Raw genomic sequence first — 23,649 nt, 5'->3', positions numbered from 1 at the left:
CATCAGACCGCAGCGGAGCTCATCAGCGGTAGTGCAAAAGCCGCTCAGTGGGTGCGAGAATTAGGGGCCGCCGGCGTATGTTGCGGCCGCCGGCACGAGTCTTTCTGCCGGCTCTAACCGGCCTGACTACGGCTTCTTCGCTTTCTGACTATGACAAAAATTCGTACGGGCCTGCTGGCGTATGGCATGTCGGGCAAGGTGTTTCATGCGCCGTTCGTGGCTGCGCACCCCGGCTTCGAGCTGAGCGCCGTCACCGAGCGGAGCCGTAAAGAGGCCCAGCAGCAGTACCCCGGCGTAGTGAGTTACGACAGCATCGACGAGCTGCTGGCCGATGATCACCTGGAGTTGGTAGTGGTAAATACGCCCAGCAACACCCACGCCGAGTTCACCCGCCGGGCGCTGGTAGCTGGCAAGCACGTACTGCTGGAAAAGCCCGTTGCCACCTCACCCGACGAGGTGCGGGAGTTGTGGGCCCTGGCCCGGCACCACGGCAGGCACCTGCTGGCCTACCAGAATCGGCGCTGGGACAGCGACTTTCAGTTGGTGAAGCAGGTCGTGGAAAGCGGGCAACTGGGGCAGCTACTCGAAGTCACGTTTCGCTTCGACCGATTCAAGTCTACCCTCAACCCCAAGCCGTTCAAAGAAATGCTGGTGCCTGGCAGCGGCCTGCTCTACGACCTGGGCCCTCACCTGCTCGACCAGGTTATCAGCCTGTTTGGACAGCCGCGCCACGTGCGCAAAACCACCGGCCGCTTCCGTGCGGGCACGCAGGTCGACGACTACTTCTCGCTGCAGCTGCTCTACGCCGGCTTCACGGTCACGGTCGCCTCCGGGCTGCTCATTGCCGACCCGCTACCGGCTTTCGTGCTGCACGGCACGCGGGGCAGCTTCCGCAAAAACCGCAGCGACGTGCAGGAAGCTCAGCTCGTGGCCGGGCTATCCCCACTAGCGCCCGCCTACGGCCTGGAGTCCGCCGATCAGGCGGGCATCCTCACCGTGGTCGGGGAAAACGACGTGAAAACCACCGCTCTGCTATCTGCCGCCAAAGGGAACTACACCGGCTTGTTTGAAGCAGTCTGCCAAACCATTCGCCACGGCGCACCCTATCCTATCCGGGAAGAGCAGCTGCTGTGGCAAAATGAGATTATGGCTCAGGCCGCCGATGTCTGGGTGCTGTAACAAAGGCCGTTGAGGAAATTAACACAAGCAGGCCGTTCAGAAGTGTTTTTTTCGCTTCGCTGAAAAGGCTTGCCTACTGACCGTTGCCCGCGCGATGCATCGGCAAGCGGCCGCCCGATGAAGCATGATGGAACAAGCGGTATAGCCGCTGCCGTTAGGCTACTCTTTCGGCCGCTCCTTTTTGGTAGCCGGGTAGCGTGGGGCCATTTCTTTGAGTGTGTCGCGCACTATTTTGGCTACCACGTAAGCCTTGTACCAGTTTTGGTCGGCGGGCACCAGGTGCCAGGGGCAGCTGCCGGGGTTGCAGTGGCGGAATACGTCCTCGTACATGAGCCGGTAGAGGGGCCACTTTTTAACCTTTCCTTCGTCGTCGGCTTCGTACTTCCACTGCTTGGTCGGGTCGCTGTGGCGCTCCTGCAGCCGCTGCCGCTGCTCATCTTCCGACACGTGCAGGTAAAATTTCAGCACCGTCGTGCCGCTTTGCTGTAGCAGCTTCTCAAAGGCATTAATAGCCACGAAGCGCCGCCGGGCCTCTTCGGTAGTTATCAGCTTTTGGACGCGGGTAATGAGCACATCCTCGTACTGGGAGCGGTTGAAAACCTGAATCATGCCGTGCCGGGGTGCCTGGGCGTGTATCCGCCACAAAAAGTCGTGGGCCAGCTCTTCGGAAGTTGGCTCCTTGAAGGAATGCACCCGCACGCCCTGGGGGTTGAGGCCGCTGAATACCGTACGAATCAGCCCGTCTTTGCCGCTGGCATCCATGCCCTGCAAAATGATGAGGACGCTCCGGCGGTTCTCGGCATACAGCCGGTTTTGCAGCTCTACTAAGTCCTGCTGCAGCTGCTCGGTTTTGCGCTTGCTATCCTCCTTATTCATGCCTTGCGGGGCATGGCTAGGGAGCTTACGCAGGTTGAAGGCCGCGAACTTTTTCATGTTACAAGGTAAGCCGGCAAGAATAGCATCCTATTAAGCGCCGCTTGATTTCGGGGACATGCACTGGACAAAGAGGCCTCTTCCCATGCTAGCTGATCCCCGGAGTCATTGGGCTTCTTGTTGGCTTGCGAGCCACTACTAGAAGCCTATGATTGCACGGTGTCATAATGGCTGAAGTATACTGCAATAGAACGGTGTGATTCAGCCATTGTGGCCGAAGGCAGGCAGACAAAGCCAGCCAGTAAGCTTGGTACAGCATTTGTATTTAGGCTAGCAACTAAGAAACAAAAGTAACTTATGAATCTGATCAGCAGAGACTTCATTCGCCGCATTGCCCCCCAGCTCGACCTGGTTAATACGTTGGGTGGCGGCGCAGCTCAGGCAGTGGTGCGGGTCGACACGCGTGAGCAGGGCTTGTTGGTTCGGGTCGCTATTCCGAGCGTCAGCCCCGAGACCTTTCACGTGGTGCTCAACAACGACCAGTTGACGGTGTACTGCGAATACCGCCACCAGCCGGAGGATACGCTGGCGGCCCCGCTGTTTGCGCACACCCTGGATTTGCCGGCCACTCTCGACCTGAGCCGCATCGACGCGGTACATAAGGGGCACGAGCTGCAGGTGCGCATTCCGTACAAGGATGCGGCTGCTCAGAAGCGCGAAATTGAAATCAGGCAGCGCTAGGAGTCTGCTCCGCTGCTTTTTCTATACTGCCGGGACCGACCGGTACCTTTGTTCCACTTGGCCACTGCTTCCGCAGTGGCTTTTTTATTGTCGCTGCCTCAGCCAAACAGCGGAACCAGCAGCACAAAGCCCAGTACTAGCGACAGATAGAACCAGCCCATTATTTGCCCCCGGTAGCGGCGCGGCAGGCGGTTGCTGAGCACCAGCACCGCTACTACGACTAAGGATAAGTGCAGCAGCAAAAAAACTACCGTCTTCACCCAGTTGCTGACGATGGTATTCTCGGGTTGCATCTGGTCGGTCATGCCCAGGCCCGAGGTAAGGTATTTCAGCAGGTAATACGTGGCGGTTTCAAATGCTACAAACAGTGTCAGCCCCACGAGGCGTGCCGGCAGCCCGGACTTTTCGGTGATTTCAGCCATCAGCCCCCAAGCTACAAAAAACAAGTCGACCAGCGGAGTGCTCCGCTGGTCGACTTGTTTCGTTACCTACTAGCGGAAGCCGGAGCTACTTATTGCCTTTGGCGTTCTGCTTGTAGTGCAGCGTCAGCGACACTTCGCCGCTGGGCGTGGTGGTGCTGTGGGTGGTGTAGGTTTTGCCGCTTTCCTGCCAGGTCGCGTCTTTCACCACGGTGCTGGCAGGGCGCAACGCAGCCGGCGCAGTGCCTTTCCAGACGGAAGTTTCATTGCCGGAGGGCGTTACCACGTACGTTTCCTGGGTCATGTTCACGCACTGGGCCAAGCCGGTCAGGTCGCCCGTAATGCACTCTTTATAGGCCGATTTGTAGACCAGCGCGCCTTTGCCTTTGCCTTGGGTTTTAACTTCCTGGGCCTGGGCTGAAGAACCAAAAGCCAGCAGGCCTACAAACAAAGCAGAAGCAGCGGTAGTACGAAGGAAATTTTTCATGAGAGAGAAATGAGAAGGAGTGAATGAGAATCAGGCTGTTGAGCACAGCCAGCCAAGAACTGTACCAAGAGCGGACAGCCACACTCATCTTCTTCGGGCACGTTGCCGGCTGTGGCCCCTCCGCTACGGCTTCTTTCGGCCCAGCACTTCTGCCGTGCGGGCCCGCACATACAATTCCTCCACTTTGGCCCGCGCCCACGGCGTGCGGCGCAGAAAAACCAGGCTCGATTTAATGCTCGGGTCAACCGAAAAGCAGTTGACGCGAATTCGCTCGTCTAGGCCGGGCCAGCCGTAGTGCGCTACCAAGTATTCCAGAATCTGGGCTAGCTTGATGCCGTGCAGCTCACGAATGAGGTAGCCGGATTCGTCACGGGCATCAAGAGGGTCAGGTTGCGGCATAAGGAAAGCAAAAAGGAAGTGCAAAGGTGACGAAAAGTGGCTGTATATGCGCTATGCGGGCTATTGGCCCGCCTCGGCTAAGTCTTTTGCCAGCCCGCGGGCATCACTCGGCCCGAGTTGTTCGTTACCTTTGGCAGAGTACCCCCTCATGAACCGACCTCCACGAACTGCTTCCCGCCGCCGCGCTGCCTCCCCCTGGCGGCGCTATCTGGGCCTCTCCGTCCTGGTGCTGGGAGTGGTGAGCTTGGTGGTATATCTGCGGTATCAGCGTCTCGTTCACCGCTACGTGCGCCGCACCTATGCCAGCTTTACGCTGGGCAGCCTGACGGGTCGGGAAAAGACGCCGCTGCTGGATGGCTACACTGTGCATGGCATCGATGTTTCCTCGTACCAGGGCACCATCAACTGGAAAACGGTGGCCGAGCACCGGGTGCGGTTTGCGTTTATCAAGGCCAGTGAAGGCATTACGCTGCGTGACCAGCGCTTTCGGCGCAACTGGAAAGAGGCCCGGGCGGCCGGCATCTACCGGGGCGCTTACCACTACTTTCAGCCCAACTACGACGGCGCCGTGCAGGCCACCCTGTTCGTGCGCACCGTGCCGCTTTCCTCCGGCGATTTGCCGCCCGTGCTCGACGTAGAGGCTCCCGAGTTTCATGATGTGGCCCAGATGCGGCGCGGTATCACGACGTGGCTGCGCCTGGTGGAGCGCCACTACGGGGTGCGACCCATTCTGTATTCCAACTACGGCTTCTACAAGCGCTACCTGGCCGGCCACTTCGACGACTACCCGCTGTGGCTCGCCCACTATGAAGTCGACAGCCCCGTGCTGCCCCGCGACAAATGGATTATCTGGCAGCACAGCGACGAGGCCTACGTGCCCGGTATTCGGGGCACGGTCGACTTCAACGTTTTTCAGGGTAACTTCGAGAGCCTACTGGCCTTGCGCATTCCCGAAACCGGGAAAAACTCCCCGTCCAGCCTCAACTAATTCGTTGCTCATGCCCATTTCCCTGTTGCGCTCCGCTGGTTATTGCCTATTGCTGGTTTGTGGGGTGTCATTGGGCAGCTGCGGGGGTAGCAAAGACGCTTTCACCCAAAGCGGTGGGGCTTCTTATTATGCCGATAAGTTTAACGGCCGTAAAACCGCCAGCGGCACTACTTACCGGCCCAATCAGCTCACGGCGGCGCACAACACTTTGCCCTTCGGCACGGTCGTGAAGGTGACCAACCCGCGTAACAAACGCTCGGTGAAGGTCACCGTTACCGACCGGGGCCCTCACGCCAAAGGCCGCATCATCGACCTCTCGCGTAAGGCCGCCCGCAAAATCGATATCGTTGAAGCCGGTGTGGCCCCGGTGCAGCTCAAAGTGGTTCGAGCCGCCGCTAAACGGTAACCTGTCAGGTGTTAAACGGCAGGCTTTCAGTGTAGAACATAGCAATACCCGCATGCGAATTCGAAAAAAACTAACCTGGCCCTACCCCGCCGAGGCCGACCGCTTCACTGCGCTTAGCGCCTTCGTGAAAGCCGCCGAGGCCCAGAACTGGACCGAAGCCGAAATCCAGTTCGTCATCACCGAAATAGTAGAAGCCCGCGACGACGCTGAAGTCCACGAGATTTTGCGGGATTACAGCCAGCGCTAAAGTCAACAAGCTCCGACACAGCAAGTGTCGGAGCTTGTTGACTTTAGCCGTTGTACGCGCGGCTATTTCTTGTTCTTTACTTTCATTTTGCTTTTGCCGCCGCCGTTTTTTACGGCCATTATCAGGCTGTCCTGCTCAGCTTTCATCACGGCCGTCGTTAGCCGGCCACTCAAGGAAAGCATGTCACCTTCTTTGAGCATCACACTGCTGCCGTCGGCCATCGTCACCGAGCCGTCGGCCATAATTTTGGTGCCGTTGGTAAGAGACATAGGCTGGGCCAGCGGTGCGGTAAGCCCCTGTTGGGTTACCAGCACTTTGCCGCTTTGCATCACGACCCCGTCTTTCATGGTCACACCTTCCCGAACGACGACCTTTTCCTTGGGGGCCGTCGGCTTCCGAGCGGGCATTCTGGTTTGGGCCTGCGCCGCGAAACCAGCCACCGCAAGTCCAAGCGTCAGCAGAAGAGAGAAGCGAATTTTCATAAGACAACTATTTTGGGTGAGAGAGGAGAAATTAAATCGGGCAAGACGTGTAAAATACAAAAACCAAACCAAATAATAGGCTTATTTTTCCGTAGCTCAACAGCTGATGAGGCATCGAAAAAGCAAACATTTGCACTAGTGTAGTATCTTTTTTTGCTTGTTTGCTATTCAATAACCCTTGTAATAATCGAAAAGCGCGCATATAGTCGTTTAATTTAAGCATAGGATAAATATCATGCTACTATGGCGGAGGGAAAAGCTGATAGTGGTATAATCTAACTGGATGATTCAGCGTGAGGAGCCCAGGAAAGGTGCTAAGGAAAAGTGCCAGCCAAATTATGCACGGGAAAAAAGTCGAACTTACGAGCGAAGACGAAGCCCACCAGCATAAATGTTCAAGCGTACGGCAGTCGGCGCACCAGTAGTTGGCGAAGCCACATACCGGCGCTGCTTCTTTCTGCATAGAAGCGCCTACCCACCAAAACGGGCGGCATGGAAGACAGAGTAGGAGCAGCACAGTTAGCGGCTGTACACCTGTTATTTTCTTCGCTTCTTTCTAACTAATAATGGATTACAAAGACTATTACAAGACCCTGGGTGTGGACAAAACAGCCACTACCGACCAGATCAAGAAGGCGTACCGCAAGCTGGCCCGGCAGCATCACCCCGACGTGAACCCCAACGACCCCACCGCCGAGCGGAAGTTCAAGGAAGTGAATGAGGCCAACGAAGTGCTCAGCGACGAGGCCAAGCGCCGAAAATACGACCAGCTGGGTGCCGACTGGCAACGCTACCAGCAAACCGGCAGCGCCGGTGGCCGGGGCGGCCGCGGTGGGGGCTTCGACTGGTCGCAGTACACGCAGGGTGGGGGCGGGGCCAACGACCCATTTGGCGGGGCCGATTTCTCCGATTTTTTCAGCTCCATTTTTGGTGATGCGAGCGGTAGGGCCGGCGGTAGCCCGCGCCCTGCGGCGGGTCAGGATTATCAGGCCGAACTGGAGCTGACTCTGGCCGATGCCTACCACGGCGGCCCCCGCACGCTGACGGTAAACGACAAGAAGCTGCGCCTCACCATTCAACCTGGGGTAGAAGATGGCCAAACCATCCGGCTGCGCGACCAGGGTACACCCGGCCGCAACGGCGGGCCCAGCGGCTCCCTCTTCATCACCATTCGGCTGCAGCCCGATGCCCGCTACACCCGTACGGGCTCCGATCTGACGATGGAGGTGCCGGTGAGCATCTATAAGGCGCTGCTAGGTGGCGAGCAGGTAGTTGATACGATTTCCGGGCCGGTCAAAATCATGATAAAGCCCGAAACGCAGAACGGCACCCGGCTACGGTTGCGGGGCAAAGGCTTTCCGGTGTATAAACAGGCCGACCAGCACGGCGACCTATACCTGCGCCTTACCCTGACACTCCCCCAGAACCTGACAGACGAAGAAAAAGCGCTGATCCAGCAACTAGCTGAACTCCGCAAGGACGCCTGACCGGTACAGAAAGTCGCCTCGTCACCAGCACAGCATGCCACGCGAATTCTACACTAAATCGACGGCCAGCGCTAGTGCGCAGCCCGCTACTGTAGCCGCGAGCTTGGGGAGGTTCAGCTGGTGCTCGGGGCTGGTCTCAAACAGAATGGTGGTAGAAACGTGCAGGAAGTTGCCAGCTACCAGTCCCAGCAGTGCCGCATACAGGCCACCGCGCAGCAACTCTTCCAGCACCACGTAGTTGCTGACGATAATACCCGCCGGACCAGCCAACGCGAACAGCACTAGGTAGGGGAAAGCCCGCTTAAAGCTGCTCAACCGCAGCAGCAACGCCGCCATCAGGGCAAAAGCAGCCGGAATATGGTGCAGTGCAATGCCCGTCATGATGGCATAAAAATTCTGGCCCACCCCAGCCGCCTCCGGCGACTTTACCAGGATGCTGCCCTCCAGAAAGGAATGGAGTACCAACGAAAACAGCAGCAGAAAAGGCACCCGTCCCGCGTGCGAGGTTTCGTAGTGCACATGCCCGTGCTCCACGCCCTGCGAAAAAACCTCCAGCACCAGTTGCCCAAAAAAGCCTGCCAGCACATAGTAGCCGATCCGATGGCTCTGCGCTGGTTCCATTGCCAGGGCTTCCGGCAGCAGGTGCATAATAGTCAGCGTGAACAAGTAGGCTCCACTGAAAGCCAGCAGCGGTTTCATCCAGACCGTGCGCGCCGTGGGCACCAGTCGGGTGAGCCAACCCGCGCCCATTACGGTAAGAAACAACAGCAGAACGGCAAACCACATGGGCAATGAATAAAGAACAGAACTAGCAAAGGACCGGCGAGGCGGCCATTGGTGCCTGACCGAGGCACGACACTTATTTTTTCAGCACAAAAATCATTCGTGGGCTGGTTTTTTCATCGTAGGCGCCCAGGTGGTAGTCGCCCAGCACTTCGACCAGCCGCAGCCCTGCCATCTGAAAGTATTCTTCGAATCGCTCCTGGCTAAGGGCGCGGACTCGCTCCTCGTACTGCCGCGCGTGTCCTTCCTGGTCCAGGAAGCTGATTTCCTTCACGATGAAATCGTTGTCGAGGTGCCGCCGTATCCGGAAGGTAATGTCGCCTATCGTCTTCTCCTCCCGCGCTACCAATTCACGCACAGTGCGCTCGGTGTTCATAAAGTCGATGACCATCTTTCCACCCAGCCGCAGCGCCGCCGCCGCCGAGCGGAGCGCCACTACGTTTTCGGTTTCGTTGGCGAAGTAGCCAAAGCTGGTAAATAGGTTGAAAATGAAGTCGAACGGGCCGTAGGGCAACGTGTCGCGCATGTCGTGCACATGAAAGTGCAGGTGCTCGTGCGCAAACTGCTGGGCAGAAGCAATGCTTTCCGGCGACAAATCGACCCCGGTTACATCGTAGCCTTTTTTGCTCAGATAAATGGCGTGCCGTCCTTTGCCGCAGGCCAGATCCAGCAGGCGCGTAGTCGGTTTGGGGTGCAGATGTGCCAGCAGCTCGTCAATAAACACATGCGCCTCCGCGTGGCTCCGCTCCCGGTAGAGTAGGTGGTAATAGGGCGAATCGAACCAGGTGCTAAACCATTCGGCGGCGGGCTGTGACATCAAGTAAAGAGGAAAGAGGCAAGAGCGGCAGCTGCTTCCCAACGGAAAACGGACAAAGCATAGCCAGGTTATTTTGCAACAATGTTACAAAAAGCCCCGCATATTCAGCCCCGTCGCTAGGTCTGGCTCGGGGTGCTCTGCGGGTACCACCAACAAGTTGGCCCCAGCACCGGCTCGCCTCGACCAGAAGTCGATGACGGGCAGCACTAGGGCCAAGTTGTTGACGAAAAGAAGGTTGTCTATTCTTCCTTCATTTTTTCGGCTGGCTTTTCCGTGTTGTCCTGGGGCACACTAGCTCCGATTTTCGCCGCGTCTGATTTTTTCTTGGTGCGCAACGCTTGTTCGCTGTTTGCCGACATGGCCTCTTCCGCTACCGGGTGCCGGTCTTTTTCATAGTTCGTCCCCGAGCTGATCGGCTCGGCAATAGCGCCCCCTTTAGCCTGGTGCGCCTCGTGGGCAGTGCCGTGGTCAAAATTTTCGGTCGAGCGGGCACCGGGAGCCACCAGATCTACGGATACCTTAGCTTCCGGACGCAGGTCCGAAGGTTCGCCGCTGCAAGCGTTCAGGGCCAGGCTGGCCACGGCCAAAGCGGAAAGCAGAAGAGTTTTAGTCATGTTCGTAAGAAGTTGAAATTCTAATCAGGTGCCGAGCAACCGAGCAGTTCCTGGCTGCGGCTACCCGCCTCGTCGCCTCAGTATGTAGTACACTACCAGCGAGACCCGCGCAAAGTTACGCGGAAGTTGGGCTCGTCGGCGCGGCCGGGGCGAGGGGTAGAGCCGGCAGCAGGTTTTTCCGCCGCAGCATCGAGTCAAACAGCTTGATATCGTTCGGCGAGTTGAAGATGCGCATCGGCATGTGCAGGAACACGGGCACCGTAAAGGTGCGGGCCAGCCAGCCTTTGAAGCCCTTGAGCTCATCGGCTGCGGTTGGGGGCTGCAGCCACAGCAGGTAGGCGTCGCTGTCGCGGCGGGCCTGCCCAATCATGTCCCAGGTGAGGCCCATGCCCTTGGTTTCGTTCAGGCGTAGCAGAATCTGGCGGTTGTCGATTTCGTAGTTCATGCGCTCAAAGAGTGCCTTACTCTGCTCCATCTGCGACACGCCCGTAATCTGGGCCGAGCGCAGCAGCACGTAGAGGAGCGTGAGCACGAAGGCCACCAGCACCCACCACCACGAGGGCCAGATTACGGCCGGCAGCAGCCCTACCGCCAGCGGAATAAGGGCATACCACCATTCTTTCTTCCAGACCTGCGCCATGGCCATGCGCGTGTAGGTGTCCTTGTCGAGCTGATACTTTTTGGTCCGGATGGCCATGGGCGTGGGCCCCTGGGCCTGCCGGTAGCCACCCCGTTGATTAGGTTGTTGCATTCTACTGGTTCGTTATCAGAAGTAAGGGCAGCATCGCCGTCAGGGTTGGGTCTGAGCGGCGCCGCTGCTAAAAGGCTTTCAGGCTCAGATCGAGGCTTTTGACAGAATGAGTGAGGGCTCCCACCGAAATAAAATCGACGCCGGTGCGGCCCACTTCAGCAATTGTTTGCTCCGTAATACCACCGGAGGCTTCCGTCGGAAACCGGTCATTAATGAGCGCCACCGCTTCGCGCAATTGCGCCGGAGCCATGTTATCGAGCATAATCCGGTCGATACCGCCCACGTCGAGCACCTGCTGTACTTCGGCCAGCGTGCGGGTTTCGACCACGATGGGCAACTGCCGGGTGGTGCGCGCCAGATACGCGTGCGTGGCTTCGATGGCCGGCCGGATGCCGCCCGCGTAGTCCACGTGGTTGTCTTTGAGGATGATGCCGTCGAAAAGGCCGTAGCGGTGATTGACGCCGCCGCCGATGAGGACTGCCCATTTTTCGCAGATGCGGAAGTTCGGCGTGGTTTTGCGCGTGTCGAGCAGGCGGGCCTTGGTGCCGGCCAGCAGGCTGGTCAGGTGGGCGGTGGAGGTAGCAATGGCGCTCATGCGCTGCATGCAGTTCAGTACCAGCCGCTCCGCCGTCAGGATGCTCTGGGAGCGGCCTTCCACGATGAAGGCAATATCACCGTGCTTCACGCGGGCCCCGTCGGCGAGGTGCTGCTCTACGTTCAGGTCGGCATCTACTTCCCGGAAAATCAAATGAGCTAACGCCACGCCTGCCAGTACGCCTTCCCCTTTCACCAGCAGATGGGCCCGGTTGCGGGCCTCGGCCGGAATAGCAGCCAGGGAGGAATGGTCGCCGTCGCCGATATCCTCGGCCAGCGCCGCGCGGATAAAGGTGGTGAGAGCTTCGGGGGTCAGGTAAGGAGGGATTTGCACGGTGCAAAAATAGAAAAAGGCCTCGACTTGCGCCGGGGCCTTTCCTGGAATCCTTAAAAACAATTGGCTGCTTACCGGCCGCCGTACTCTGACAATAAGTAGTTTTCTGTCAAATTCTTAGCGTTGCGGAGCCCGATATGCGGTTATTCCTTCGTGAAATCGATGGTATCAATCACCAAGGTGCCCCGGTCCGACTTCATCTTGACGAACATCCGGTAGGCTCCGGTTTTGCTGACATACTTGCCAACTGCATACGGCGTTCCTTCGTTACTACCACCGTAGTGTACGAAGTCGAAACCGGCCGGCGCGTTCTTGGCAAAAAAGTCTTTCATCACGAACTCGGCCTGCGTAGCGCTGTAGCTTTGCTTGTCACCGTCAAAACTCAATTCTACCGTGGAGCCAAAATGCTGGGAGAGCTCCCGCGACGAGCCGCCACGAATGGCGTTGCGTACCGGGGTGAAGGCTTCCCCTTGTGCCAGTACCGTTACGGAGAGTAACAGGAGCCAGACGAGGGTAAAAACCTGAACTATGTTGCGTTTCATACTAGAGGAAGGGATGTGTCACGTAGTTCACCAAAACTATGCCAAGTAAGCATAGTCCATAAAATGTCCCTCCAGCCGACCGTCACGCCTCTAAGGTAACCTAAACCAACCCAAACCAACAAAATGCGCACGTTCCCATCGGTGCGCCTATCTTTGCAGCTATGAATAAACAGGTGTTGCTGGTGATATTGGATGGCTGGGGCTTGGCTCAGAATACAGAGGTTTCGGCCATCGACAAGGCCGATACTCCCTTTGTTAATTCCTTGTTTCAGCGCTTTCCCCACAGCAAGCTGCAGGCTTCCGGCGAAGCCGTGGGCCTGCCCGACGGGCAGATGGGTAATTCGGAAGTAGGCCACATGAACATCGGGGCCGGCCGGGTGGTGTACCAGGATCTGGTGCGTATCAACAAATCCATTCGGGAGCGGAAGCTAGGCGCGATGCCCACGCTGGAAAAGGCCTTTGAGTACGCCCGCACCACCGGCCGCAACGTGCATTATATCGGCCTGCTTTCCGATGGCGGCGTGCACTCCCACATCGAGCATCTGAAGGCTCTCTGCACTCTGGCACATGATGCCGACGTGCACAAAGTGTTTATTCACGCTTTCACCGACGGCCGCGACACCGACCCCAAAGGCGGCGTGAACTACGTGAACGACCTGGAGCAGAGCATCGCCCGCACCGGGGCCAAAATTGCCTCTATTGTGGGCCGCTACTACGCCATGGACCGCGACAACCGCTGGGAACGGGTGAAAGTGGCCTACGACCTGCTGGTGAATGGCAAAGGCACGCCTTCGCAAAACCTGATTCAAAGCATGCTCGACTCCTATAAGGAAGGCGTGACGGATGAGTTTTTGCAGCCCATCGTGAAAGTGGGTGCCGATGGACTGCCGCTGGCTACTATTCAGGAGGGCGACGTGGTGCTGTGCTTCAACTTCCGCACTGACCGGGGCCGCGAGATTACGCAGGCGCTGACCCAGCAGGATTTCCATGCCTTCAACATGCATCGGCTGAACCTGCATTACCTGACCATGACCAACTACGACGCGACATTCGTGGGCGTTAACCCGATTTTTGAGAAAGATAACCTCGAAAATACGTTGGGCGCGGTGCTGGAAGCCAATGGTAAAAGACAGATTCGGATTGCCGAAACCGAGAAGTACCCGCACGTCACGTTCTTCTTTTCGGGCGGCCGTGAAGTCGAATTTACGGGCGAAACCCGCATTATGCGTCCTTCACCCAAAGTGGCTACCTACGATTTGCAGCCCGAAATGAGTGCCTACGACCTGCGCGACGCGCTGGTGCCGGAGTTGCAGGCCAAGTCTGCTGATTTCATAGTGCTCAACTTCGCTAACCCGGACATGGTAGGCCACACGGGCGTGTTTGAGGCAGCCGTGAAGGCTGTAGAAACAGTTGATACCTGCGCCCGCGACGTGGTGATGGCAGCCTTGGACAGTAACTACGCCTGCATCATCATTGCCGACCACGGCAATGCTGACATGATGATCAATCCGGACGGCACGCCCAATACGGCCCACACGACCAATCTGGTGCCCTGTATTCTGGCCGATACCGACTATCAGGGGACGCTGACGGATGGCAAGCTGGGTGATATTGCCCCTACCGTACTGGCATTGATGGGCTTGGCTCAACCCGCTGCTATGACGGGTCAGTCGTTGCTACAACCCAGCGGTGCCACTGTTTCGACGAATGCGTAGCCTACTCTGGGTGGCGGTAGTGGCACTTACCAGTGCCTGCGACCAGCAGCCGGGCGGCGGTAGTAGCGTCCAGCAGCCCGCCCGCAAGCCATTGTATTTCGATGTTAAGGGCTTTTTGGACACCCAAACCGCGCTGCTGACCAAGCGCCAAGCCGCCGTGGAAAAGCAAGTGACTATGCGCGACGGTCAAGTAGAAACCACGCGGGTGGTCCAGGTCGATTGGAGTAAGGAGCTACAGATTTTCTACCAGGCCGACATCAACAAACCGGCGCTGCGTGGTACCTACGAAGCCCAGGCAGGCCTGACGGACGCTTCCGGCGCGCCATTGCAGGTATATCGTCGCAGAGCGGGGGTAGATAATATCGTGGACCGCTTGCAAGCAACTGGAGGCAGCGCGCCCAATGGCATTATCGAAGCGGTATTGACGCAGGATAATCCCTTGTTCTTCTCGCGTAAAACCCTCTTGCTGAACTACCGCAATGGCCTGCTGACTACCTATCAGGTGCGGGGCGTCCAGAAGTTGGTGCTGTTCGATACCATCCGGTATTCGGCTACCGTGCGGGTGCTGTAAAGGAAGCGGCTTACGAGGCTACCGCGCTTACGCTGCTACTGCCCCATAAGCGTGGCCACTAGCCAGCGGCGGCCACCGTGGGTGCGGTGCTCGCCCAGATAGATGCCCTGCCAGGTACCCAATGCCAGCTCCCCGTTCATAATCGGGATAGTAACGGAAGTGCCTAGCATGGCGGCTTTCAGGTGGGCCGGCATATCGTCGGGGCCTTCCTGGGTATGCTGAAAGTAGGGCGCGTTTTCAGGCACAGCCCGGTTGAAGTACTGCTCAAAGTCGTGGCGAACGGTGGGGTCGGCGTTTTCGTTGATACTCAGGCTGGCCGACGTATGCTGAAGGAAGAAGTGAGCCGTGCCGATGGTGAGGCCTTCCAGCTCGGGCAACTCAGCCACCAGCAGATCGGTGATGAGGTGAAAGCCCCGGCGCACGGCGGGCAGGCGCAACCGTTTCTGAATCCAGATCATAACAGGGTTTGCTACCGGTTTTTGCGCTCGTACGCGCCCGGGTCGGGAGTAGCCGGGTCGCGGGGGCGGTTGAGCAGGTCGGTAGCGGTTGTGAGCGGCCGCGCCGTATTGCTGACGGCCGACAGCGTATCCAGGTTGTAGTCGAACTTGTCGCCAAACCGGTCGGCGGGGCGTTTAAACTTGGGGTCCACGTTAAGCAAGTTGCCCTCGGTGCTACCAGCAAAAGCCGTTTTATAGGCTTGGGTGCGTAGCACGCTGTTCCGAATCGTGAGGTCGGCGTAGCCGTTGCCGTTTTCAAACAGCAGCTCATCCGGTATCGAGCCCCAGATAATGGAGTTGCGAATGGTGACGCGGGTGAGTAGCGGGCCCGGCACGCGCTTGAGCAGCGACGCGTTGTTGATCCGCACCGACTCGGTTTCGCGCCGGAACTGGGGCGTGTAGTTGGCGATGGTGCAGAAGTTGAGGTTGAATGTGCCGCCCGCCAGGCCCAGTATGGCGTACTCGCCGCAGTTGGTAAACAGACAGTTCGTCAGCGTAAACTCGCCGGCAATGCTCAGCACGCCCGCGCCATCGAAGCTTTGGCCGCCGCCGGCAAATGACAGCCCGGCTCCCGAGATATTCTTGACAATAGTATTCTCAACCGTTACCTTGGGGCGAGGCTGCTGGTTGCCAGGGTTATACACCAACAAGCCGAAGCTGGCATTCTTGATTTCGGCGTAGCGAATGATGTTGTTGCGGCTGCTGACGGAATCGAACTGGATACCGGCCCACTGGCCCGGCACCTCATCGTAGAAAGACTCGCGCCGGTCGCCGGAAAAGCGGACGATGTCGCGGTCGGTGGGCTTCTGCTCGCCGGTAGGAGCCAGGGTCGGGTTCACCTGCAAGGTGCCTTTCACGATGATGGCCGCGCCGGCGTGGGCGTATACCCGGGCTCCGGCCTCGATGGTGAGCACGCAACCGGCCGGCACGAGTACTGAGCTGGGCAGTACGTGGGGCTTGTCGCCGCGCCACACCTCGCCGCAGGCCAGCGCTCCGGTATGGAAATAAGCATTCTGGCCGTAGGCCACCAGCTGCACGGCTTGGTCATTGCCGTTGGTTTTGAACCGAAGCTGATCGACGACCAAAAACGGCTTGCCTTCTGCTGGCTGGGCACTGCCGGGGCCCAGCTTGGCCCGCACGAGCACCAACAGGCTGTCTTTCCCCCGGATTTCGACGTTGTTGGCAGCGGGCCCCGCATCCCCGTTCACGATAATGGAGTAGTCTGATACGGCCGGATTGGCGAGGCTGATCTGCTCCACCTTCACGGCGCGGCTGTTGCGGTTATACACCCATAGCCGCTTCGTAACCGTGCCGACCTGCGCAAAAACCGTATCGAAAAGCACTGTATCGGCCGAAAATTCGAGCTTGGCGCTGGAGTCGGTCGTAAACAGATCCTCCTTGGGCTCACAGCCCGGCAGCAGCGTGAGCACGCCCGATAGAATAAGCAACAGCGGTAGCAGGTAGCGCATGGGGCAGGTAAAGGGTACTTAAAAACGAGTCATCCTTCATCTAACGTCCGCTTGGGAAGGATCTTATCTAGCTGGAACGATTCGTTCAACTGGCGTAAGGTCCTTGGCAAGCGGAGTCAGATAAAGGATGATAAACGGGTGGGGCTGCCGCTTAGTGCCTTGGCCTACGAAACGCCTTCGCGCAGGCGCTCCGCGCTTTCGGCAATGCGCAGCTGCTCCACAAAGTCGTCGATGTTGCCTTCCATGACGCTGGCCAGGTTGTGTACGGTGTAGCCGATGCGGTGGTCGGTAACGCGGCCCTGGGGGTAGTTATAGGTTCGGATTTTGTCCGACCGGTCGCCGCTGCCAATCATGCTTTTGCGCTGGGCTCCTTCGGCTTCGTTTTTCTTGGCCAGCTCAATTTCGTAGATGCGCGAGCGAAGTACCTGTAGGGCCTTGTCGAAGTTTTTGAGCTGCGACTTCTGGTCCTGGCACTGGGCTACGAGGCCAGTCGGCAAGTGGGTGAGGCGCACGGCCGAGTAGGTGGTGTTTACCGACTGCCCACCGGGGCCCGACGACATAAACAGGTCTTTGCGCACGTCGTTCATGTCGATCTGCACATCGAGCTCCTCGGCTTCGGGCATCACCACGATGGAGGCTACTGAAGTATGGATGCGGCCCTGGGTTTCGGTGGCCGGCACGCGCTGCACGCGGTGTACGCCGCTCTCAAACTTGAGCTTGCCGTACACATCCTCTCCTTTCACGGCCATGATAATTTCCTTGTAGCCGCCCGAGGTGCCTTCAGTGGCATCAATGAGGTCCATTTTCAAGCCCTGCTTTTCGGCGTAGCGCATATACATGCGCTGCAAGTCGCCGGCGAAAATAGCCGCTTCGTCGCCGCCCGCTCCGGCCCTGATTTCCATGATGATATCCTTGGAATCGTTGGGGTCTTTGGGCAGCAGCAAGTCTTTAATAACGGCTTCGAGGCGCTCCTGCTCGGGCACCAGCGTTTCGAGCTCGTCTTTGGCCATCTGGCGGAAGTCCTCGTCTTTCTCAGTCGAAATCACCTCGCGGGCGCCTTCGATATTGGACAGCACCTGCTGGTAGTTGCGGTACTCAGTTACGATCTTGCCCAAGTCCTTGTACTCTTTGTTCAAGGTCTTGTAGCGCTTCATGTCGCTCATGGCCTCGGGCTGCATCAGCTGCTCGTTCACGTCTTCGTAGCGCTGGCGAATGGCCTCCAGTTTATCTAGCATCTTGCCTTCGGGAAAGTGTATTTGTATGCAAAGGTACGGAAACAAACACGACCAAACCGGCCGCGTTTTCCCTCGTTGCTTCAGAATATAGCAACACAACCCCAGCAGAAAAAAGGCGTGGGCGGCGGCAGTAAAAAGCAGACAGCGTGGTAGGGCGGTTCGTAAATTTTACTACTTTGAGCCCACCATCACCGCGCATATGCTCCAGCGAAACGCTACCGGCTTTTTTTTCCGCGCCCTGCCTGTCGGCAGCACAGGTACTGGTATGGTCACAACAACCCGGTAACCGGGCTGCACCAACCTTCTTCCCCGTTTTTTGAGTTGCAGCCCACGCCGAGGAAATCCCCTTCCGGATTTCTCTTCGGTCCGGGCTTTTCGTGTGTTCTTTTACTCCAATCGGTATGCAGGTTTTAAAATTCGGGGGTACTTCCGTGGCTACGGCCAGCGCTATTCGGCAAGTAGTGCAGCTGGTAGCGGCTGCGGCGCGGCGCGAAACGACCATTGTGGTGGTTTCGGCAATGGGCGGCATTACCGATGCGCTGATTGAGGCGGGCTACTTAGCCGCCGCCGGCAAAGAAGAATACAGGGAGCGGCTGCGCCATATCGAAACCCAGCACCTGGAGGTAGCGCGGGAACTAGTGCCCATCGTAAGCCAAAGTGCGGTGCTGAGTTTGGTAAAAACCCACTGCAACGAGATGGAAGCCATCTGTAACGGTGTTTTTCTGCTCGGCGAGCTGAGTGCGCGCACCCTGGATCGGCTGATGAGTTTCGGGGAGCTGCTCTCGTCGCGGCTGGTAGCGGCCAGCCTAAGCGCCCAGCAGGTGGCCCACCGGTGGTACGACAGCCGCCAGCTGCTGCGTACCGACTCCCAGCACGGCTTCGCTACCGTCGATTTAGCCGCTACCAATCAACTCATCAGCCGCTTTATAGTAGCGCAGCCCGAGGCGCTGTACGTGGTGCCGGGCTTTGTGGCCGCCGATGACCAGGGCGCTACCACCACGCTGGGCCGGGGCGGCTCCGACTACACGGCCGCCATTTTTGCCGGGGCGCTGCATGCCAGCCGCCTGGAAATCTGGACGGACGTGAGCGGGATGATGACGGCCGACCCACGCCTGGTGCCCCATGCCCGACCCATTCCGCGCATCTCCTACCAGGAAGCTATGGAGCTGTCGCACTTTGGGGCCAAAGTGCTGTATCCACCTACTATTCAGCCCGTCATGAGCCAGGGAATTCCGCTCTGGATCAAAAACACCTTCGCGCCCACCGACCACGGCACGCTGGTAGAAGTAAGCCCGCCGGCTACCGGCCACATCGTGCGCGGGCTGTCGAGCATCGGTCAGCTGGCTTTGCTGAGCCTGGAAGGTAGCGGCATGGTGGGCATTCCCGGGTTTTCCAAGCGCCTGTTTGAGGCCCTGGCCCGGGAGCGGATCAACGTGATCCTAATCACCCAAAGCTCTTCCGAGCATTCCATCAGCGTGGGCGTCAACGCCCGCGACGCGGCAGCAGCCCAGCGCGCCGTCGACGCGGAGTTTGCCCACGAAATAGCCGTGGGCAAAGTCGAGCCGCTACACCTGGAAACCGACCTGGCTATTGTGGCGCTGGTAGGCGAGAATATGAAGAACCACACGGGCATCAGCGGCCGCATGTTCGGGGCGCTGGGCACCAACGGGGTCAACATTCGGGCCATTGCCCAAGGCTCGTCGGAAAAGAATATATCGACTGTGATTCGGGCGCAGGACGTAAAAAAGGCCATCAACGTGCTGCATGAGACGTTTTTTGAGGCGACAGCCAAGCAGATAAATCTCTTCGTGGTGGGCGTAGGCAACGTGGGCAGCAAGCTGCTGGAGCAGCTGGCGCGGCAGCAGGCCTATCTGCAGGAAAAGCTGGGGCTGCAGGTGCGCGTAGTGGGCGTGGCCAACAGCTCCCGGTTTGTTCTACACGAACACGGCCTGGCCCTCGATGACTGGAAAGAGGCCCTGGCCCAAGGCGAACCGCTGCATCTGCCTACCTTGGTCGACGCTATTCATGCCCGCAACCTGCGCAACGCGGTTTTCGTGGACATTACGGCCAGTGCCGACGTGGCCGGCTGCTACGCGGCCCTGCTGGAAAAAAGCGTGGCCGTGGTGGCCTGCAATAAGGTCGCCTGCTCCTCGGAATATGCCACGTATGCCCGGTTGAAGGCCTTAGCGCAGGAATTTAATACTGACTTTCTGTTTGAAACCAACGTGGGCGCGGGGTTGCCGGTGATTGGCACGCTGAACGACTTGCTGCGCAGTGGCGACGTAGTGCACCGCATTGAGGCCGTATTGTCGGGCACGCTCAACTTCGTGTTCAACCACTATAATGGCAAGCGGCCCTTCGCCGAGGTGGTGCGCCAGGCCCAGGCCGAAGGCTACACCGAGCCCGACCCGCGCCTCGACCTGAACGGCACCGACGTAGCCCGCAAAATCCTGATCCTGGCCCGCGAATCGGGGGAGAAGCTGGAAATGGCGGATATTCGCAACGTATCTTTTCTGCCCGAATCGTGTCTGGAGGGAGACGTGGAGGCTTTTTATGACCAGATGGCGGTACACGAAGACCATTTCCGGGGCTTGTACGAAGCTGCTACCGCCCAGGGCAAAAAACTCAAATTTGTGGCCCGCTACGCCGATGGTAAGGCCAGCGTGGGGCTACAGACTATTGTGCCGGGCCACGATTTTCATGCCTTGCACGGCAAAGACAACGCGGTGCTCTTCTACACCAACCGCTACGCCGAGCAGCCGTTGGTTATCAAGGGGGCAGGGGCGGGGGCCGAGGTAACGGCCTCGGGGGTGTTTGCCGATATTATTCGCGCGGCGCGGGCGTAGCGCTGCTTTTTCCGGATTTCCAACTCCACTCTATGTCCGCTTCCATTACCGTTCTGGCTCCGGCCACCGTTGCCAATATGGTGTGCGGGTTCGATGTGCTGGGGTTTGCCCTGGCCACGCCCGCCGACACCATGCACCTGCGCCTGACCACTGAGCCGGGCGTGACTATTCTCAACGAGGACGACTACCACCTGCCCACCGAGCCGAGCCGCAACGTAGCCGGCGCGGCGCTGCTGGCATTGCTGCGCGCGGCTCCCGCTGGTACGGGTATCGAAGTTCGCATCAACAAAGCCATTAAGCCCGGCAGCGGCATCGGGAGCAGCGCGGCCAGCGCCGCCGGGGCCGTAGTGGGAGCCAACGCGCTGTTGGGCAATATGTTCAGCCGGGAAGACTTAGTGCGGTTTGCCATGTTCGGCGAAGAAGTTGCCTCGGGCGTGCAGCACGCCGACAACATCGCACCGGCCATTTATGGCGGCATCACCCTGATCCGGGCCACGCAGCCCACGCTGGATATCGTGACGCTGCCCGCGCCCGCGCTGCACGTTACGGTGGTGCATCCTCAGATTGAGATAAAGACTTCCGACGCCCGCCAGATCCTAAAAAAAGACGTGCTGCTGCAGGATGCCATTCGGCAGTGGGGCAACGTGGGCGGCTTGGTAGCGGGCTTGTGCAAAGGCGACTACGACCTGATCGGCCGCTCCCTGGAAGACGTCATCGTGGAGCCCGTGCGCAGCATTCTGATTCCGGGCTTCGTGGCGGTGAAAGAGCAGAGCCGGCTGGCCGGAGCGCTGGGCGGCGGCATTTCGGGCTCCGGGCCGTCCATCTTTATGCTGAGCCGCACCGAGGCTACGGCGCAGGCCGTGGCGGCCGCTATGCGCCATGTGTATACCGGCTTGGGCCTCGACTTTCACACCTACGTCACGACCATCTGCCCCACCGGCGTGCGGGTGGTGCCCACCGAAAAGCTTCTTCCGAATGCAGTATTATAGCCTCCGGCACCAGGCGCCGGCCGTCGATTTTCGGTCCGCCACCGTGGCTGGCCAGGCGCCCGATGGCGGCCTGTACTTTCCCGAGTGTATTCCGCGCTTCTCGCCCGACTTTCTTCGGCAGCTCAAATCCTGGCCCAAAGAAGACGTGGCGTTTCAGGTGATGCAGCCCTATGTGGGCCCCACGATACCGGCCGCCGAGCTAGCCCGAATCTGCGCTGAAACCGTGGATTTCGAGTTTCCTGTGGTACCTGTCACCGGGCAGCTCGCCGCGCTGGAGCTGTTTCATGGTCCTACGCTGGCCTTCAAGGATGTGGGGGCTCGGTTTATGAGCCGCTGCCTGGGCTACTTTTCGCGCCGGCAAGCCCGGGCCGTGACGGTGCTCGTGGCTACTTCCGGCGACACGGGCGGTGCTGTGGCCCACGGCTTTCTGGGAGTGGAAGGAGTAGAGGTAATCATTCTGTATCCGGCGGGCAAAGTAAGCCCCGTCCAGCAAATGCAGCTCACGGCGCTGGGCCAGAACATCACGGCCCTGGAAGTGCAGGGCGACTTCGACGACTGCCAGCAGCTGGTAAAACAAGCCTTCGTCGATACCGCCGTTACTACTCACCTCACGCTTACCTCGGCCAACTCCATTAACGTGGCGCGGTGGCTGCCCCAGCAGCTGTACTATTGCTTCGCCTCGCAGCAATGGCCCCACGCCGAGCCGCCGGTAATAGCCGTGCCCAGCGGCAACTTTGGCAACCTGTGCGCCGGGCTGCTGGCGCATGTTTCCGGCTTGCCCGTCGCGCACTTCATTGCGGCCTGCAATGCCAACGACGCCGTGGCCCGCTACCTGCGCACCGGCCGCTTTGTCGCTCAGCCCGCCGTAGCTACTATTTCCAATGCTATGGATGTAGGCAACCCCAGTAACTTTGACCGTATGCTGGCGCTTTTCGCGCAAAACCACGCCGCTATCAACGGCGTGGTCAGTGGCTGCACCGTCAGCGACGCCGTGACCAGCGCCACCATTCGGCGCGTATATACCGAGCTTGGCTACCTGCTGGACCCCCACGGAGCCGTAGCTTTTCAGGCCCTGGAAGATCATCTGAAAACGCACCCCGGCCAGCGGGGGCTGTTTCTGGCCACGGCTCATCCCGTAAAGTTTCAGCAAGTCGTGGAGCCTTTGATTGGGCGGGCCGTGCCGCTGCCCGAATCGCTACGGGAGTTGCTGACGCAGCCTACGCATAGTATTCCGCTGGAGCCGCGCTACGAGGCTCTACGGGAATATCTGCTGGCCCGCTAGCGGCCAACTTCTGATTCTTTGCGTTGTTTGTAGTCTTGATTCCGGCGGCTGCCGTTCCCGTTTTTTCCTGCTTTTCCGCTGCTATGCGTTCCGTCTGTCAAGTTGTTGCCCGTGGGGTGGTGGTGCTGAGTGTGTTGGCCGGCTGCCGCCCCGACCAGATTGAGCACATCAAAAATGGAAAGCAGATTGCCACCACGCTCGAAAACATGGCCGTGAAGCGTATTCTGCCCGCCGACCTGCTGCGCGCCACGCGCTGGGCCGGCGACTCGCTCACCGGGCACGCCGACCGGGAACTGCAGCGGCTACTGGCCACGCAACTGCAAGCCGGCGGCGTAGCGGGAGCCCTGCCGTACTGTCGCCCCGAAACCTTTGTTGCCATCGATTCGCTGGCCCACACGCTCAAGGCTACGGTTCGCCGCGTTTCCGTTCGGCCGCGCAATCCGCAGAATCGGGCCCCGCTGACGGCCGCCGACCTGCGCCCCGATACCACCCGGCGGGTGGAGCGCCCCACGGCTAATCTGTTCACGTATCAGCGGCCTATTTTGCTGGCCGATGCGCAATGCCTGCGCTGTCATGGCACGGTGGGCAAGGACATTGCCGCCGCCGATTATGCCCTGATTAAAAAGCAGTACCCCACCGACCAGGCCACTGGCTACCGCCTCGGCGACGCGCTGGGCGTGTGGCACGTTACGTTCACGCGCGACGGCATAGCGGAGTTCTACACGATGAAGACGCGTAAAATAATGAAGCCCCGCAAGCCGCTATTCTAAGCTATGAGGACCGTAAAGGAGTCTGACAAAAACAAGGTCGTCATGCAAAGCGTAGCGCAGCATCTCGCGTGTTGACGTCTGAGTAGTACTCCAACGACTGCACGCGGGATGCTGTGGCCAGTGGCAGCCAGA

26 protein-coding genes are annotated in these 23,649 nt (G+C 58.9%); 12 read left to right on the top strand and 14 right to left on the bottom strand.

Annotated features, from left to right (window positions below; genetic code table 11):
• Nucleotides 1-150: 150 nt before the first annotated feature.
• The gene (locus tag E5J99_RS16880; protein WP_210114472.1) at nt 151-1,179 is read left to right on the top strand and encodes a Gfo/Idh/MocA family oxidoreductase; all 1,029 of its coding nucleotides are present in this window, start codon (nt 151-153) and stop codon (nt 1,177-1,179) included.
• 159 nt (nt 1,180-1,338) lie between these two features.
• Here the strand turns inward: E5J99_RS16880 and E5J99_RS16875 are convergent, their stop codons facing one another.
• On the bottom strand, nt 1,339-2,112 hold the full coding sequence (locus E5J99_RS16875; RefSeq protein WP_135498990.1) for a PPK2 family polyphosphate kinase: 774 nt from the start codon (nt 2,110-2,112) through the stop codon (nt 1,339-1,341).
• A 297-nt stretch (nt 2,113-2,409) separates the two neighbouring features.
• Here E5J99_RS16875 and E5J99_RS16870 point away from each other — a divergent pair, with 297 nt between their 5' ends.
• Complete coding sequence (locus E5J99_RS16870; protein WP_135498989.1) at nt 2,410-2,793, top strand: Hsp20/alpha crystallin family protein; 384 nt, start codon at nt 2,410-2,412, stop codon at nt 2,791-2,793.
• Nucleotides 2,794-2,891: 98 nt separating this feature from the next.
• Here E5J99_RS16870 and E5J99_RS16865 read toward each other — a convergent pair whose 3' ends face one another.
• The 3 genes from E5J99_RS16865 to E5J99_RS16855 all read right to left on the bottom strand — a co-directional run bounded on the left by E5J99_RS16865 (nt 2,892) and on the right by E5J99_RS16855 (nt 4,098).
• Complete coding sequence (locus E5J99_RS16865) at nt 2,892-3,215, bottom strand: hypothetical protein (RefSeq protein WP_135498988.1); 324 nt, start codon at nt 3,213-3,215, stop codon at nt 2,892-2,894.
• Between the two features lie 85 nt (nt 3,216-3,300).
• Complete coding sequence (locus E5J99_RS16860) at nt 3,301-3,699, bottom strand: hypothetical protein (protein WP_135498987.1); 399 nt, start codon at nt 3,697-3,699, stop codon at nt 3,301-3,303.
• A gap of 123 nt (nt 3,700-3,822) precedes the next feature.
• Entirely contained in the window at nt 3,823-4,098 is a 276-nt protein-coding gene (locus tag E5J99_RS16855; RefSeq protein WP_135498986.1) for a VF530 family protein, read from the bottom strand.
• Between the two features lie 148 nt (nt 4,099-4,246).
• Here E5J99_RS16855 and E5J99_RS16850 point away from each other — a divergent pair, with 148 nt between their 5' ends.
• The 3 genes from E5J99_RS16850 to E5J99_RS16840 are packed head-to-tail and all read left to right on the top strand — an operon-like array spanning nt 4,247 to nt 5,739.
• Nucleotides 4,247-5,086, top strand: coding sequence for a glycoside hydrolase family 25 protein (locus E5J99_RS16850; RefSeq protein WP_167852189.1), 840 nt, complete (start codon nt 4,247-4,249; stop codon nt 5,084-5,086).
• Between the two features lie 10 nt (nt 5,087-5,096).
• Complete coding sequence (locus tag E5J99_RS16845) at nt 5,097-5,492, top strand: septal ring lytic transglycosylase RlpA family protein (RefSeq protein ID WP_135498984.1); 396 nt, start codon at nt 5,097-5,099, stop codon at nt 5,490-5,492.
• A gap of 52 nt (nt 5,493-5,544) precedes the next feature.
• The gene (locus tag E5J99_RS16840) at nt 5,545-5,739 is read left to right on the top strand and encodes a hypothetical protein (protein ID WP_135498983.1); all 195 of its coding nucleotides are present in this window, start codon (nt 5,545-5,547) and stop codon (nt 5,737-5,739) included.
• 62 nt (nt 5,740-5,801) lie between these two features.
• Here E5J99_RS16840 and E5J99_RS16835 read toward each other — a convergent pair whose 3' ends face one another.
• Nucleotides 5,802-6,221 carry a DUF6799 domain-containing protein gene (locus tag E5J99_RS16835; protein ID WP_135498982.1) on the bottom strand — a complete coding sequence of 140 codons (420 nt, stop codon included), beginning with the start codon at nt 6,219-6,221 and terminating at the stop codon, nt 5,802-5,804.
• A 566-nt stretch (nt 6,222-6,787) separates the two neighbouring features.
• On the opposite strand from E5J99_RS16835, the gene E5J99_RS16830 reads away from it, so the two are divergent.
• Complete coding sequence (locus E5J99_RS16830; protein ID WP_135498981.1) at nt 6,788-7,708, top strand: DnaJ C-terminal domain-containing protein; 921 nt, start codon at nt 6,788-6,790, stop codon at nt 7,706-7,708.
• Between the two features lie 48 nt (nt 7,709-7,756).
• Here the strand turns inward: E5J99_RS16830 and E5J99_RS16825 are convergent, their stop codons facing one another.
• From E5J99_RS16825 to E5J99_RS16800, 6 genes are all read right to left on the bottom strand, one after another.
• Nucleotides 7,757-8,494, bottom strand: coding sequence for a ZIP family metal transporter (locus E5J99_RS16825; protein ID WP_135498980.1), 738 nt, complete (start codon nt 8,492-8,494; stop codon nt 7,757-7,759).
• Nucleotides 8,495-8,567: 73 nt separating this feature from the next.
• On the bottom strand, nt 8,568-9,308 hold the full coding sequence (locus tag E5J99_RS16820) for an SAM-dependent methyltransferase (RefSeq protein ID WP_135498979.1): 741 nt from the start codon (nt 9,306-9,308) through the stop codon (nt 8,568-8,570).
• 239 nt (nt 9,309-9,547) lie between these two features.
• A complete protein-coding gene (locus tag E5J99_RS16815) occupies nt 9,548-9,922 on the bottom strand; it encodes a hypothetical protein (RefSeq protein ID WP_135498978.1) in 375 nt (124 codons plus the stop codon).
• 115 nt (nt 9,923-10,037) lie between these two features.
• Nucleotides 10,038-10,673 carry a hypothetical protein gene (locus tag E5J99_RS16810; protein ID WP_135498977.1) on the bottom strand — a complete coding sequence of 212 codons (636 nt, stop codon included), beginning with the start codon at nt 10,671-10,673 and terminating at the stop codon, nt 10,038-10,040.
• A 67-nt stretch (nt 10,674-10,740) separates the two neighbouring features.
• Entirely contained in the window at nt 10,741-11,601 is an 861-nt protein-coding gene (gene nadC, locus E5J99_RS16805; RefSeq protein ID WP_135498976.1) for a carboxylating nicotinate-nucleotide diphosphorylase, read from the bottom strand.
• A gap of 143 nt (nt 11,602-11,744) precedes the next feature.
• Nucleotides 11,745-12,143: a DUF4783 domain-containing protein gene (locus E5J99_RS16800; RefSeq protein ID WP_135498975.1), complete on the bottom strand. Its 399-nt coding sequence runs from the start codon at nt 12,141-12,143 to the stop codon at nt 11,745-11,747.
• Between the two features lie 161 nt (nt 12,144-12,304).
• Between E5J99_RS16800 and gpmI the strand changes: the two genes are divergently transcribed.
• A complete protein-coding gene (gpmI, locus tag E5J99_RS16795) occupies nt 12,305-13,858 on the top strand; it encodes a 2,3-bisphosphoglycerate-independent phosphoglycerate mutase (protein ID WP_135498974.1) in 1,554 nt (517 codons plus the stop codon).
• Entirely contained in the window at nt 13,851-14,429 is a 579-nt protein-coding gene (locus E5J99_RS16790) for a hypothetical protein (RefSeq protein WP_135498973.1), read from the top strand. The genes gpmI and E5J99_RS16790 overlap by 8 nt, the downstream gene beginning before the upstream one ends.
• Before the next feature lie 35 nt (nt 14,430-14,464).
• On the opposite strand, the gene E5J99_RS16785 is transcribed toward E5J99_RS16790, so the two are convergent.
• The 3 genes from E5J99_RS16785 to prfA all read right to left on the bottom strand — a co-directional run bounded on the left by E5J99_RS16785 (nt 14,465) and on the right by prfA (nt 17,630).
• Entirely contained in the window at nt 14,465-14,887 is a 423-nt protein-coding gene (locus tag E5J99_RS16785) for a secondary thiamine-phosphate synthase enzyme YjbQ (protein ID WP_210114471.1), read from the bottom strand.
• 11 nt (nt 14,888-14,898) lie between these two features.
• A complete protein-coding gene (locus tag E5J99_RS16780; protein WP_135498972.1) occupies nt 14,899-16,395 on the bottom strand; it encodes a right-handed parallel beta-helix repeat-containing protein in 1,497 nt (498 codons plus the stop codon).
• A 164-nt stretch (nt 16,396-16,559) separates the two neighbouring features.
• Nucleotides 16,560-17,630: a peptide chain release factor 1 gene (gene prfA, locus E5J99_RS16775; RefSeq protein ID WP_135498971.1), complete on the bottom strand. Its 1,071-nt coding sequence runs from the start codon at nt 17,628-17,630 to the stop codon at nt 16,560-16,562.
• Between the two features lie 401 nt (nt 17,631-18,031).
• Between prfA and thrA the strand changes: the two genes are divergently transcribed.
• The 4 genes from thrA (at nt 18,032) to E5J99_RS16755 (ending at nt 23,517) form a co-directional block, all read left to right on the top strand.
• A complete protein-coding gene (thrA, locus tag E5J99_RS16770; protein ID WP_135498970.1) occupies nt 18,032-20,476 on the top strand; it encodes a bifunctional aspartate kinase/homoserine dehydrogenase I in 2,445 nt (814 codons plus the stop codon).
• 32 nt (nt 20,477-20,508) lie between these two features.
• The gene (locus E5J99_RS16765) at nt 20,509-21,465 is read left to right on the top strand and encodes a homoserine kinase (RefSeq protein ID WP_135498969.1); all 957 of its coding nucleotides are present in this window, start codon (nt 20,509-20,511) and stop codon (nt 21,463-21,465) included.
• Entirely contained in the window at nt 21,452-22,747 is a 1,296-nt protein-coding gene (gene thrC, locus E5J99_RS16760) for a threonine synthase (protein WP_135498968.1), read from the top strand. Before E5J99_RS16765 ends, thrC begins: the two co-directional genes overlap by 14 nt.
• Nucleotides 22,748-22,830: 83 nt before the next feature.
• Nucleotides 22,831-23,517, top strand: a complete 687-nt coding sequence (locus E5J99_RS16755; protein WP_135498967.1) for a c-type heme family protein — start codon at nt 22,831-22,833, stop codon at nt 23,515-23,517.
• Nucleotides 23,518-23,649: the final 132 nt, after the last annotated feature.

The sequence above is a fragment of the Hymenobacter elongatus genome, from assembly GCF_004745955.1.
In the GTDB taxonomy this organism is placed as follows: Bacteria; Bacteroidota; Bacteroidia; order Cytophagales; family Hymenobacteraceae; genus Hymenobacter; species Hymenobacter elongatus.
This window is presented reverse-complemented; position numbering and strand designations above follow the sequence as displayed.